General features: G+C 48.2%; 12 protein-coding genes and 2 pseudogenes. 6 read left to right on the top strand and 8 right to left on the bottom strand.

Annotated features, from left to right (window positions below; genetic code table 11):
- Positions 1–453: pseudogene (locus tag J0L70_RS31575) on the bottom strand (hypothetical protein); the annotation flags it as partial.
- A gap of 442 nt (positions 454–895) precedes the next feature.
- Between J0L70_RS31575 and J0L70_RS31580 the strand changes: the two are divergent.
- Positions 896–1,507 carry a DUF938 domain-containing protein gene (locus tag J0L70_RS31580; protein ID WP_287457287.1) on the top strand — a complete coding sequence of 204 codons (612 nt, stop codon included), beginning with the start codon at positions 896–898 and terminating at the stop codon, positions 1,505–1,507.
- Between the two features lie 83 nt (positions 1,508–1,590).
- Here the strand turns inward: J0L70_RS31580 and ileS are convergent, their stop codons facing one another.
- A complete protein-coding gene (gene ileS, locus J0L70_RS31585) occupies positions 1,591–4,473 on the bottom strand; it encodes an isoleucine--tRNA ligase (RefSeq protein WP_287457288.1) in 2,883 nt (960 codons plus the stop codon).
- Between the two features lie 415 nt (positions 4,474–4,888).
- Between ileS and J0L70_RS31590 the strand changes: the two genes are divergently transcribed.
- A complete protein-coding gene (locus J0L70_RS31590; protein WP_017288969.1) occupies positions 4,889–5,650 on the top strand; it encodes a PEP-CTERM sorting domain-containing protein in 762 nt (253 codons plus the stop codon).
- Positions 5,651–5,720: 70 nt separating this feature from the next.
- Here the strand turns inward: J0L70_RS31590 and rdgB are convergent, their stop codons facing one another.
- Positions 5,721–6,296: an RdgB/HAM1 family non-canonical purine NTP pyrophosphatase gene (gene rdgB / locus J0L70_RS31595; RefSeq protein ID WP_190653205.1), complete on the bottom strand. Its 576-nt coding sequence runs from the start codon at positions 6,294–6,296 to the stop codon at positions 5,721–5,723.
- On the bottom strand, positions 6,293–6,985 hold the full coding sequence (locus J0L70_RS31600; RefSeq protein ID WP_287457289.1) for a GDSL-type esterase/lipase family protein: 693 nt from the start codon (positions 6,983–6,985) through the stop codon (positions 6,293–6,295). Before J0L70_RS31600 ends, rdgB begins: the two co-directional genes overlap by 4 nt.
- Positions 6,986–7,129: 144 nt before the next feature.
- Between J0L70_RS31600 and J0L70_RS31605 the strand changes: the two genes are divergently transcribed.
- The 3 genes from J0L70_RS31605 to J0L70_RS31615 are packed head-to-tail and all read left to right on the top strand — an operon-like array spanning position 7,130 to position 8,215.
- Positions 7,130–7,375: a DNA-directed RNA polymerase subunit omega gene (locus J0L70_RS31605; RefSeq protein ID WP_017288966.1), complete on the top strand. Its 246-nt coding sequence runs from the start codon at positions 7,130–7,132 to the stop codon at positions 7,373–7,375.
- Positions 7,376–7,421: 46 nt separating this feature from the next.
- Positions 7,422–7,859 carry a hypothetical protein gene (locus J0L70_RS31610; protein ID WP_190653203.1) on the top strand — a complete coding sequence of 146 codons (438 nt, stop codon included), beginning with the start codon at positions 7,422–7,424 and terminating at the stop codon, positions 7,857–7,859.
- On the top strand, positions 7,856–8,215 hold the full coding sequence (locus tag J0L70_RS31615; protein ID WP_017288964.1) for a DUF1818 family protein: 360 nt from the start codon (positions 7,856–7,858) through the stop codon (positions 8,213–8,215). Before J0L70_RS31610 ends, J0L70_RS31615 begins: the two co-directional genes overlap by 4 nt.
- A 51-nt stretch (positions 8,216–8,266) precedes the next feature.
- Here J0L70_RS31615 and J0L70_RS31620 read toward each other — a convergent pair whose 3' ends face one another.
- Complete coding sequence (locus J0L70_RS31620) at positions 8,267–9,823, bottom strand: phospholipase D-like domain-containing protein (protein ID WP_287457290.1); 1,557 nt, start codon at positions 9,821–9,823, stop codon at positions 8,267–8,269.
- Between the two features lie 93 nt (positions 9,824–9,916).
- On the opposite strand from J0L70_RS31620, the gene J0L70_RS31625 reads away from it, so the two are divergent.
- Positions 9,917–11,086, top strand: a complete 1,170-nt coding sequence (locus J0L70_RS31625) for a cysteine desulfurase family protein (RefSeq protein ID WP_017288962.1) — start codon at positions 9,917–9,919, stop codon at positions 11,084–11,086.
- Here the strand turns inward: J0L70_RS31625 and J0L70_RS31630 are convergent.
- The 3 genes and pseudogenes from J0L70_RS31630 to J0L70_RS31640 form a co-directional block, all read right to left on the bottom strand.
- Positions 11,083–11,616, bottom strand: coding sequence for a hypothetical protein (locus J0L70_RS31630; RefSeq protein WP_190653202.1), 534 nt, complete (start codon positions 11,614–11,616; stop codon positions 11,083–11,085). The genes J0L70_RS31625 and J0L70_RS31630 overlap by 4 nt on opposite strands.
- 131 nt (positions 11,617–11,747) lie before the next feature.
- Complete coding sequence (gene psbC, locus J0L70_RS31635; RefSeq protein ID WP_190653201.1) at positions 11,748–13,130, bottom strand: photosystem II reaction center protein CP43; 1,383 nt, start codon at positions 13,128–13,130, stop codon at positions 11,748–11,750.
- Positions 13,114–13,268 (bottom strand): annotated as a pseudogene (locus J0L70_RS31640) (photosystem II D2 protein (photosystem q(a) protein)); the annotation flags it as partial. The gene psbC and the pseudogene J0L70_RS31640, both read right to left, overlap by 17 nt.

The raw sequence follows: 13,268 nt of genomic DNA on the forward strand, positions 1-13,268 counted from the left end.
GGGAGTGGGGGTTGGTGTAGAGGTCGTTGGTCGGGGTAAGGGTGCAGAAGGACGTGGAGTTGTTGGAGCTTGGGCGGTTGGGTTGGGTTTGGGGTTTGGCTTAGTCGTGACGGGTTTGGTTGGGACAACGACGGAGGGAGTTTGTGCGATCGCGTTCGGTTTGAGATCAATGACCCAAGGAGGGGTAGGATCGCCTTCTAAGTCGCGCGATGCTGCGAGGGTGAGCGTTGGAGAACTGTTCTCTGGCTTGAATTGGTTAAAAATTGAGGGTTTTGCCACACTGGGGGGAGCCGCAACCAGAACACGAGATTGTGGTTGAGCGGCGACGGACGAGTTTGAGGCGGGTTCTGGCTCATTTTGGGGTGAGGTGGGATTGGCGGTTGCCGCATCCACCGAGCCGATAGCCATCCACGCTCCTACACCTAAAGCCAACAATTCAAAATACGGTTTCATACGATTTCGGTTCGCCCACTGAGATCACGATCATTTTTTAGACTTGTTCAGACTCTTTAGAGTTCTGAGTTGTGCAGCCTTAAGCAGGATATCGTTTCTAGCTGTCGATCGACAAAAAACCTTGCGACTTTAGAGGTTAAATTTTCGAGTTCGACAAGTTCCATCGAACAGATTTAGATTGGAAGATACTTGTAAATCGGGAGGTTTGGGGATTGGTTCCGCGATCGACAATCCTTCAGCAATATTTCAGATCAATGCATTGTGAGAAGAGTAGGAATGCCAATCTGATTTATGTCGGAAGGGGGTATACAGATGGATCAGCTTGTGGAGCAGTGAGGTATAACTATTACCGCTAGGGTCAAGCGTGAATCCGGATAAGTTAAAAATTTCAATGGCTCAATCAATTTTCTCTCGTTAAGTCGATGAATAGAAGGTATATCTAATGAATCCATCTCACGATCGTCAATTTGCTCCTGCCACTCAACGCAATCGTGAACCGATTCTAGAGGTTTTACTGGAAGTGCTCCCTCCAGCAGGAACAATCCTAGAAATTTCCAGTGGCACAGGAGAACATGCAGTATTCTTTGCACCTCGTTTAGCACCTCGACGATGGCAACCTTCTGATCCAAGCGCGATCGCGCGTGACAGTATCGCCGCGTGGCGCGAGTTTGAGCCTGCGGAGAATCTAGCTGCCCCGATCGAGATTGACGCACGTGATTCAGTTTGGAATGTTGAAGACTCAATTCAAGCGATCGTGAATATCAATATGATTCACATTGCGCCTTGGGCAGCGTGTTTAGGGCTAATGGCAGGTGCGAATCGACTGCTTCCACCCGGCGGAATTTTGTATTTGTACGGTCCCTACAAACAAAGCGGAATTCATACCGCTCCTAGTAATGAATTGTTCGATGACAGCTTGCAACTACAAAATCCAGAGTGGGGTGTCAGAAATCTAGAGGATGTAGTTGATGCTGCTCAAGCTCAAAATTTAGAGTTATTGAAAGTCCTTCCGATGCCTGCCAATAATCTATCTGTTGTCTTTCAAAAGCGATAAGAAACCCAAACATCCAAACGATAAATTGCTTCTCTCGCCTCAATGTTCAATTTGAGGCGAGAGAGTATTACGCAGAGGCTTTGCTAAAAGTGACCTTCGATCGCAGGAACGCATCGCTCACATAACAATGGATGCTCTTTTGATTCACCCACATGTGTCGAATAGTTCCAACAGCGATCGCATTTCTCCCCTTCAGCATCAATCACGCCAATGCCAAGCGTATCCGTTTGAGAGCAATACTTTGAACCAGTTAAGCGATCGCTAGATTCGAGCAGTTCAACTTGCGAGGTGATGAACAGATAGCGCAATTCATCCACACAATTGCCGCTCAAACTACTAGCAGGATTCAAAGCTTGCAGTTTTGCCCGCAGCTCTGAATCCGCAACAAAGAGTAAAAGCTTAGCTTCCAGTGAAGACCCGATCGCTTTATCAGCGCGAGCTTGTTCCAGAACTTTGTTCGCTTCTGCCCGCAGTTCTCTCAACTGTTCCCACTGTTTTGCTAGCTCTGGATTGCGCCATTGATCCTCTAGCTTCACCCATCCCGCTGCAAACACCGATTTGTGCGAAGTGGAATAAGGCAAGTACTGCCAGATATCTTCTGCCATGTGAGAGAGCACAGGCGCGATCGCTTTGGCTAAATTCTCAAGCGCGATCGCCAAAACAGTCTGACAACTCCGGCGACGTTGAGCATTGACCGAACTGATATACAGCCGATCTTTTGCAATGTCTAAGTAGAAGTTCGATAAATCAACCGTACAGAAGTTTTGAATCGTCTGGAAGAAGCGGAAAAATTGATAAGTTTCAAACGCATCTTGAACCTCGTCGAAGACTTCAGTGACGCGATGCAACATATATCGATCGAGTTCTGGTAGCTGCTCATAGGGAACAGCATCTTTTGCAGGATCAAAGTCATGCAAGTTTCCGAGCAAAAAGCGAGCCGTGTTGCGGATCTTGCGATACACATCGGACATCTGCTTCAAGATATTTTTCCCGATCGGCACATCATTGGTGTAGTCCACCGAAGACACCCACAATCGCAAAATATCAGCCCCATAAGGCGGTTCTTGCTGCTGATTCTTACCCCCTTCGATCACCACCATTGGATCAACCACGTTGCCTAGCGATTTACTTTGCTTCCGTCCCTGTTCATCCAAAGTAAACCCATGAGTTAGCACCGCTTTGTAAGGCGCATGACCATTCACTGCCACACTCGTGAGTAAGCTTGATTGGAACCAGCCGCGATGTTGATCTGAACCTTCGAGATAGATATCAGCCGGATAACGAAGTTCCGATCGCTGTTCTACAACCGATGCCCAAGACGACCCTGAATCAAACCAGACATCCATTGTGTCTGTGCCTTTTCGATACTTTTTACCGTGGTATTTTTCGGGAAGCAGTTCTTCGATCGACAATTCCCACCAAGCATCTGAGCCTTTTTCGGCAACGATCTGCTGCACATGCGCGATCGTTTCTTCATTCATTAATGGCTCACCCGTCTCTTCCTCATAAAACACGGGAATCGGCACGCCCCAGCTCCGCTGCCGTGAAATACACCAATCCGATCGCTCAGCAACCATCGATGTGATGCGATTCTCTCCTTGTGCCGGAATCCATTGCACTTCAGCGATCGACTTCAAGGCTTGATCGCGGAATCCTTCAACAGAGGCAAACCATTGTTCAGTCGCTCGGAAGATCGTCGGCTTTTTGGTGCGCCAATCGTAAGGATATTTGTGCTGGTAGGGTTCTTCTTTTAAGAGCGATCGGACTTCTTGCAATGCCTCGATCACGGCTGTATTTCCTTCACCCAGAACATTCAGCCCTTTGAATTGTCCGGCTTCTTCAGTAAAGTTGCCATTGTCATCGACAGGCGCAAGAATCGGCAATCCGTAGCGCTGCCCCACCTGATAGTCTTCTTGACCATGCCCTGGAGCGGTATGAACTAAACCTGTCCCGGATTCTGTTGTGACATAATCACCTCCGATCAAGATCTCACTCACGCGATCGTACAAGGGATGCCGATACGTACAATGCTCCAGCAATCGACCCATCATCGTTGCTTTGACTTCTAAGGTTGTCCCAAGCACTTCTGACAAGCGATCGACCAAATCCTTCGCCACGATCAGATACTTAAATCTTCCCGGTGCATTCTCTCCGACTTCAACGACTGCGTAAACCAAATCTGGATTGACACTCACACCCAAATTCCCTGGAATCGTCCAAGGCGTTGTTGTCCAGATCGCCACACCCAATTCACCCAAGAACGGATCAAGCGGCATCTGCAACTCTTTCGACAAGTTCAACACTTCAAACGCCGCATACAAACTGCGCGAAGTATGACCCTCTGGATATTCCAATTCCGCTTCAGCCAAAGCTGTCTTAGAGCTTGGACTCCAATGCACAGGCTTCAATCCTCGATAGATATAGCCTTTCAGCACCATTTGCCCAAACACACCAATTTGAGCCGCTTCGTATTCCGGCTTCAAGGTCAGATAAGGATGCTCCCAATCTCCCCAAACCCCATATCGTTGAAAGCTCTTGGACTGTTGCTCGACCGTTGCAAGGGCGAAATCTCTCGCTTTGTGGCGTAGATCGATCGTCGCCAAGGCTCGACGCTCATCTGGCTTGAGGGTTTGCAAGACTTTTAACTCGATCGGTAAACCATGACAATCCCAGCCCGGAACATACCGAACCTTTCGCCCTTTGAGCAATTGGTATTTATTAATCGTGTCTTTGAGAATTTTATTCATCGCATGACCGATGTGTAACGCGCCATTGGCGTAAGGCGGCCCGTCATGCAGAATGAACACTTCACCCGGATTTTCTTGTGACAGGTGTTCATAAATCTTCTGTTCTGCCCAGAACTTCTGCAATTCGGGTTCCCGTTTGACGGCATTTGCGCGCATGTCAAACTTAGTCTGGGGAAGATTGACACTATTTTTGTATGAACCTGGCTCTGTCGCAGTCATAAGAAAAAAGGGCTAGAAAAAATCACATCTATCTATTCTGTCAGGAATTTCGCCACTGCGGAGATTCAAGCTGATTTTGCTCCGCATTCTTAGCAAGAATAGAATCTTTTATCAGTGAAAAATACGATAGAAGTCGCATCATCTTTCCTGTATTTCTAGTGCCTTCTCATCAATCTTACGGATTGATCATTGGATAAAATCTATTCTTAATTGCTTAAATATTGAAATTAATCTAATTTTATCTCCGGGTTTACAAGGAGAATGTGAAGCGATCTCTTTTACTATGCAAGAAATTTATTTCCTCCTCAAAAACGCCTGGGATTACATCAGTAAAGAAACAAGAAGAGTGTAAAAACATACACACTAAAACACTGAGATGCCAGTATGAACGCATTCATCTCAAGGAGCTACAGGCATGTCTCTCTCTGGAAAACAGTTCATTGCTGGAGCAATTCTTGCAATGGGGATCGCACTCTCAAACGCAGGTCAAGCGTTTGCAGCTTCCCTCACGAGTCGGGCTACGCTAACTGCTGATAATCACTACGGACTCTTTCATGGCAGCAGCACGGGCGATCGCTTAAACTTCGTCGGACGCAATGAGTATGGTCCCAATGGCAGCACGGGCGGCTACAACTGGTCACATGCCGAAACTTGGGATTTCACAATGGACTCCAATGATTATTTGTATGTCGTCGTTTGGGACGATCGCAGTGTAGACGAGTCTTGGGTCGGCGAGTTCAGCTTCAAAGACAAAGACAGCAAGACTTACAACTTACTCTCGAAACCGGATGCGTGGGAGTATGTCATTACTCAGAAAGGCACAAACCCCGGTGACTGGGGACACACACCCGGTAATGCTGAGTTGAACTGGGAAATCTCGAATGCGAATTGGATTTCTGCTCGTAGCCGAGGCTTGAACGATGGTTCAACTCGCCCTTGGGGACGGATTTCGGAAGTGACTCAAGCAGCAGAATTCCTCAACACCACGACCAATTCATCCGGTGACAAGCGTGATAATAATCGCTACACCATTTTCCGCACCAAGCTGACGGTTGCTGATGTCACTGATATGCCGCCTGCTGAATCCGTTCCAGAACCCGCTTCTGCTGCTGGATTGCTCGCTCTGGGCGCAGTTGGCGCTTACTCTGCCCGCAAACGTAAAGCGAAAGCAGAATAATTTTTCGCTTTGCTAGTCAATGCCTATCAACCAGGGCTTGGAATTTTCCAAGCCCTTTTCTCTTTCTCGCTCACACTTTAAGCGCTTTCATCTGCGGCAAAATCGCCTGGAAAGCCCGCCCACGGTGGCTAATTTCCTGCTTAACCTCTAACGGCATCTCAGAAAACGTCATTCCCTGCTCTGGCACGTAAAAAATCGGATCGTATCCAAATCCGCCTTCGCCTCTCGGAGCGGTTAAAATCTCACCCGGACAGAATCCTTCGGTCAAAAGCGCGATCGTGCCATCTGGCTTCGCCACCGCTATCGCACAAACAAACTGCGCCCGCCGATCGGTGGCATCTCCTAATTCGCCTAATAATTTTGCAATTCGAGCTTGGTCTGACTCTGCATACCGAGCCGAATACACGCCGGGTCTACCGTCTAATGCCATGACTTCCAATCCCGAGTCATCGGCAATCGCCCATTGTCCGGTCGCGATCGCAACTTGAGTCGCTTTTTGAGCCGCATTCTCCTGAAACGTCGTTCCCGTTTCTTCCATCTCCAATTCTGGCGGCTTCAACCGTAATTCCCAATTCAGCCCAGACAAATACGGCTCAATCTCTTTCACTTTGCCCGGATTTCCGGTTGCTACCACTAAAACTGTCATCTCTCAATCCACTTGCGAAACGCATCCCAACTCGAAATATCTTCTAATAATGCCTGATATCCACTGACATTGGGATGCAATCCATCTTCAGTAAATTGCTGCTGACACCAAGTTAATCCTCGCGATCTCCAAGTCTCGAACAGATCTAAATGCGGGATCTTTCTTGCCTCACATGCTGATCGAATTGCTGCGTTATAGCGACTCTGATCTTGATGGTTGTAATGCATACAGTCCAGAAACGGCATTCTCGCTTCGTCTACTGGAACCATGCCAACAAACAAAACAGGACAAAGCTTACTGGCTCGATCGAGTAAATCCGCCATTTCAACTTGAAAGGTCTCAAACGGCGTTAAATTTTTTCCATCCAGCTTGCCAACTCGTGGCGAATCGTTCACTCCGACCGACAAAATAATCAAATCCGGAACGCGATTTCGCAATTCTCCGCGGTGATGAAATTCGACCTCTAATCGCCGTGCGACCTGCCGCACCCCATCTCCTCGCACTCCCAAGTTATAAAGGGCGTGGTTTGCCTCTCCCGGACTCATCCAGCGTCGTCTGAGTCGCTCTACCCAACCTCCACCTTCTGGATCACCAAATCCATAGACGAGGCTATCGCCTAATGCCAAAATTCGCAGTGAAGACACTGGAGGAGCCGTAGAATTGATTGGGGGAGAAACCAAAATCTGCATGAATCTTGTGCGAATGAAACAGGTCTGCGCTATTAATAGAGTCTGAGCTAATTCGGACTCTATCACTCTAAACGAAATTTTTCAAAACTTTACACAAGCTTTGAAGATCGAAATACTTCCGAATTCTTTACTGAGAGAACACTGATGGCAAAATCTGGATCCTTACATAAACGTCCCACCTTTGACACGGTTCAACTGATGCGCCGCGCCGATGACTTGATTAGCGCTGCTTCTAACCGTTACCGGATCACTGTTCAAGTTGCAAATCGCGCCAAACGCCGCCGTTTTGAAGATTTTGACAGTGGAGATGATCCGATGATGAAGCCTGTGATGCGAGCCATTATCGAAATGTCGGATGAACTGACACAGCCCGAAATTATCGGCGAATAATCCTGAATTTGGGGCAAGCAATTGCCCTTATTTTTTGATCAGTCTTATGAAGCGCTTTATTACTCTCAGTCTCGTCACGCTGTTCTTGAGTTCACCTGCTCTCGCCCAAACGCCTGGTTCTCGCCCGACTCGGATTCAGGAAGCATGGCAGCAAGTATACAAAGACAATCCGGATCTCCCGCTCGAAAATCAATACGTGAATCGTGAAACGGGCAAGGTTGATCCCAACAACACTTTAGTCAGTCGTTTGGTGCGTTATCACTATTTCATCAAAGGTCGTCCGGTGAATTATCGGCTGGACTGGAAATATACGATCGCGGATTTTCTGGGCGCAAATGAACTGATGAGCGCAAGTACTTATCCTGGGGCTGAAAATCTCCGCAAAAATCCCTTTGAAAGCGATCGTGCGATTATCCAAAAGTTGAATCGCAAACAGCGCGATGCCTTGATTCAGTCGTTAGTGAATGTCTTTACCCCTCGATGAGCCGGATTCTGAAAACGGGTGCAGGTTGGCGATTAGGTTGGGATGCTGCGGCTCCTGAATTTAAAGGCTTAGTCGGTGGCGAGGATTGGGCGATCGAACTAACCGAGCAGGAATGGAATGATTTCCGTCGCTTGAGTGAGCAATTGCATGAGACGCTTCAACAGATTGCTCAAGAGTTGATGGATGAAGAGAGAATCGCTTGCGAATTGGAAAGTGATCGCATCTGGCTAGAGGTGGAAGGATTTCCGAATGCTTATAGTTTGAGATTAATTCTTCAAACTGGAAGAAGGGCAGAAGGTTACTGGGAAAACGCTTTGGAATTGCGAGAGGCACTGTGTACGATCGAAGGTTTCTAAAACCTGGACGGAATGCGTGAACATTAGAGATGGAGTGATCAGTTAAGTCTCCTACCAGGTCACACGATCGCTCAAGCGTTCTATCAACTTCTTCCCGACACCAGGCACATGATCAAGATCTTCCAAGGACTGAAATGGACGGGCTTGAATGATTCGTTTCGCTAATCCTGAGCCAACTCCCGGCAATGCTTCTAACTCTGCCTGAGTTGCAGTATTGAGATTGACTAACCCGGTGCGAGATTGGCTTGGTGGAGGACATTGTTTCTGTTCAGCCTCAACCTTGCGCTGAATTGCTGGAGGAATCCCCAGAACTGAATTTGCATACAGTCGATCAAATTCTCGTTGAAAATGGGCTGCAACTACCGGATTCCGAATCACGATAACCGTTTCATCATTTCCACGATTCGCGGCAAGCGTCCAGTTATGAGACCCTGTAATCACGGTATGTCCGTCTACAATTCCAAACTTGTGATGCAACATATCACCGGGCGGAAGTTGCGGCACTCCAACTGTCTTGATGGGATTTTGCCAAGGACGATTATTGACTTCCCACTTGCAGGTATTACTTAGCGCCACGCCTAACATATCTAAACCTTCGCTGAAAGGTCTATACATGAAGCTGGGTTCGATTAATGCCCGAATTGATTTTCCTTCGATCGTATTAACCAAATCCTGATCCGAGAACACAAACAACGCTAAATCGATCGCTTGCGTGGATTGCTGAAGCGTTTTGGCAATCAAACCATTGGGTGTTTGTTCCCAGGGAATCGTTCTGGAATTGGGTGAGAACTGCAAGGAAATCACGCTCTCGCCCAGTTTGAACTGCTGTGCTGGACGAAATGGCTTTTTCACGCCAAATTTGCGATCGCTCCACATGAGTTCAAATTCTGCTGTAAAAGCCTGTGCAACTTCCACACTTTCCATCTTCAGCAAATTATTAGCATTGCCGCGGCTGCTAGGACGAGCAAAGTCTCCGTGTACGTCTGACATCGTGAAGTTTGCCGAAGTTACGATCGTAGTCTTTCCATCCACAACTATGAATTTGTGGTGCATTAAGTTACTGCCTCGGCTGCCATCGGCTCGATCATCGATCCGAGGAATCTTCGCAACATCCAAAATCACTAAGGCATCTCGATCCTGAATTTCAGTCAGGCTTAACTGTCCATCTTGATCTTGATCGATCAGCGTTCTGGATTCCTGATATCTCGCTTTTTCTCGCTCCGGCAATTTCTCAACTTCTGCGGCAGAATAACTGCTGTAAGGACGAGCGTACTGATTTTCGACAATCACTCGAACAGTCACGCCTGCTGCTGCGCGATCGCGCAATGCCTTCGCCACATTAGGCAATCGAAATTCTTGTACCGCAACATCAATGCTCGACTTTGCACTCGTGATCGTATCGATTAAAACGTCTTCTAAGTTATCGCCTGCCCTTGTAATTTTGCGATACGGCTCAGTATATTCAGAGGCCGCTGCTTGATTCGTAAAGACTTGGATGTTGGGATCTTGTGGCAGTGGGCGCACACTGATCGAAGATGAAGCTGCTCGGCATCCCGCAAATAGGAGCGTACAGAGACTAAACTGGATAAGGTGATTCAGTCTGACCACAAGCTAGATTCTCGCACAACATCAACGTGCTACTTTCAATGCATTCGCATCGAATAGCACCTGTAGCGTACCCATCTTTGGCAACCCCCACTCATGCAAATTTATCTCGACTATAGTGCAACTACGCCCACGCGACCCGAAGCGATCGCAGCAATGCAACAAGTCCTGACGGAGGAATGGGGCAATCCGTCGAGTTTGCATCAGTGGGGTCAGCGTGCGGCAACGATTCTAGAGCGATCGCGCGTTCAAGTTGCTCGTCTAATTAATGCACCTGAAGAGTCAATTGTTTTTACCTCGGGTGGAACAGAGTCAAATAATCTTGCGGTGATGGGAATCGCTCAGCAGTACCGTACGCCTCAACATATCATTATTTCTAGTGTTGAACATTCCGCCACTTCTGAGCCTGCAAGCCTTCTAGAGCAGTGGGGTTGGGAAGTGACTCGCCTGCCAGTGAATCGACTTGGACAAGTCGATCCCGCAGATTTAAAAGCATCGCTTCAATCCAACACCGTTTTAGTGTCGATCATCTATGGTCAAAGCGAAGTTGGAACACTTCAACCGATCGCCCAATTGGGTCAGATTGTTCATGATCATGGTGCAGTTTTTCATACCGATGCTGTCCAGGTTGCGGGACGATTGCCGATCGATGTTCAGCACTTACCGATTGATTTACTGTCACTGTCAAGTCATAAAATTTACGGCTCTCAGGGAGCTGGAGCACTTTATGTGCGTCCTGGGGTAAAACTTCTGCCGCTGCTCAATGGTGGTGGACAAGAAGCAAAACTGCGATCGGGCACGCAAGCCCTGCCAGCGATCGCAAGTTTTGGCATTGCAGCCGAGTTGATCGCTCAAGAATTAGCGATCGAAACTCCTCGCTTGATTCGACTCCGCGATCGCTTATTTGATGCGCTATCTAATGTTTCTGGCTTAGTCGTGACCGGAGATCGGGTGCATCGGCTCCCGCATCATGTCAGCTTCTGCTTACCCGAGGCAGATGGGCAGACGCTGAATGGCAAAGTGTTAGTTCGACAAATGAATCTTGCGGGCATTGGAATTAGTGCAGGGGCTGCCTGTAGTAGCGGAACATTGCGCCCCAGTACGATTTTGCAGGCGATGGGTTATGACGATCGTGTTGCGAAATCAGGTATCCGGCTTACGTTAGGAAAACAGACAACCGAAGAAGATATTGATTGGACTGCAATCGTATTGCAGCAAATCTTGGCGCGTCTGCAACCTCAAAAGCAGCCCTGTGAATGCTACTAAATTAGAGCATTCGGAAGCATTGCTAAAGATGCTCCTGCTTGGACTCGAACTTCTAAATCAGCATCTTCTATCAATCGATTCAAGAGGGTCACGACTCGATCAACCGCTTGCCCTCGTTTTGCCAACTCTCCCAATTCAACCGCAACCGCCAATCGCATGAATGGATCTGGATCGATGACCTTGCTCGTCAGCTGATTCAACGTTTCCTCAACCTGTTCTAACTGCTCAAGTTCTGCGAGAACAGGCTGGGAATGATGCGTTGCTTCTGGAGGTGAATCAGTCTCTAAGCTCGGATCAATCACCTCTGAAATTCTCAGCGATGTCGCCAAAGGAATATCAGGTGTAGGCTGTGGAATCATCGACAGAATTGCACCTTCAGAGTCTAAATCAGGCTGAAGTTTCGGAGCTTCTGGGGCAATGGCTTCTTGAACAGAATTGGGCTGTAACTTGAGTTTTGTATAAGTGCGAGATGCAGACACGATCGCGCCAAGAATTGCAGCGATCGCGATCAGAAAAAATAAAGTCATCATTCTTCTAAACTTTCAAGTTGGATAGTTCTATTCCACAGCGATCGCATTAGAACTTACATCTGACTTGATAGAGATTCTACGCAAAAAGCCCCCGCACGAGGCGAGGGCTTTGAAATCGAACTGACTAGAAATTAGTCAAGGTTCGGCATCGACAATACAGGTTCAGTCTCACGGTTGATCCCTTTCTCGAAGCCAGCAACAGCCGCGCGTGCGCGACCTGCGTGCCACAAGTGACCGACCAAGAAGAAGAAGCCCATGATGAAGTGGAAGCTCGCTAACCAAGCACGAGGGTTCACATAGTTGAACGAGTTAATTTCCGTTGCAACACCACCCACAGAGTTGATCGAACCGAGCGGAGCATGAGTCATGTACTCAGCCGCGCGGCGAACTTGCCAAGGCTGAATATCGTTCTTGATCTTGTTCAAGTCAAGACCGTTCGGACCCCGTAGCGGCTCCAACCAAGGACCACGGAAGTCCCAGAAGCGCATGGTTTCACCACCGAAGATGATTTCACCCGTCGGAGAGCGCATCAGGTACTTACCAAGACCGGTCGGACCTTGAGCAGAACCAACGTTCGCACCCAACTTCTGGTCACGAATCAAGAAGGTCATCGCTTGCGCTTGAGACGCTTCAGGACCCGTCGGACCGTAGAATTCACTGGGGTAAGCCGTATTGTTATACCAAACAAAGATAGAAGCAATGAAGCCCATCAAAGACAACGCACCCAAGCTGTAGGAAAGGTAAGCTTCACCTGACCAAATCAGCGCGCGACGTGCCCAACCAAAAGGCTTGGTCAAGATGTGCCAGACTCCACCTGCAATGCAGATGAATCCGATCCAAATATGACCGCCAATGATGTCTTCCATGTTGTCCACACCGATGATCCAGCCTTCTCCACCAAACGGAGCTTTGGTGAGATAGCCGAAGATCTTAGCAGGGTTTAACGTGGGGTTCGTGATCACACGAACATCACCACCACCCGGTGCCCAAGTATCGTAGACTCCGCCGAAGAACATTGCTTTAATGACCAATAGCAACGCACCCGCACCCAACAGGATCAAGTGATAGCCAATGATGTTGGTCATTTGATTCTTATCTTTCCAGTCGTAACCGAAGAAAGACGAATATTCTTCAAGTGTTTCCGGTCCACGAACTGCGTGGTAAATTCCACCCAGACCGAGTACTGCGGAAGAGATTAGGTGTAAAACACCGACGACAAAGTAAGGGAAGGTGTCAATCACTTCGCCACCCGGTCCAACACCCCAACCTTGGGTTGCCAAGTGAGGCAGCAAGATCAAACCTTGCTCATACATCGGTTTCTCGGGGATAAAGTGCGCAACCTCAAACAAGGTCATTGCACCTGCCCAGAAAACGATCAGACCTGCGTGGGCGACGTGAGCACCCAGTAATTTACCAGAGAGATTGATTAAACGAGCATTACCTGCCCACCAAGCAAATCCAGATGATTCTTGGTCGCGGTTGCCTGCGAAAGAAGTATTAGAGAGCGTTACCACGGGGAAGAACCTCTTCGGGGAATACAAAGTGTTCATGAGGCTGATCCTGAGATGCCATCCATGCCCGGATGCCCTCATTCAGCAGAATGTTCTTGGTGTAGAACGTCTCGAATTCTGGGTCTTCAGCGGCCCGAAGCT

It is taken from the genome of Leptolyngbya sp. UWPOB_LEPTO1, from assembly GCF_017302695.1.
GTDB lineage: Bacteria > Cyanobacteriota > Cyanobacteriia > Leptolyngbyales > Leptolyngbyaceae > Leptolyngbya > Leptolyngbya boryana.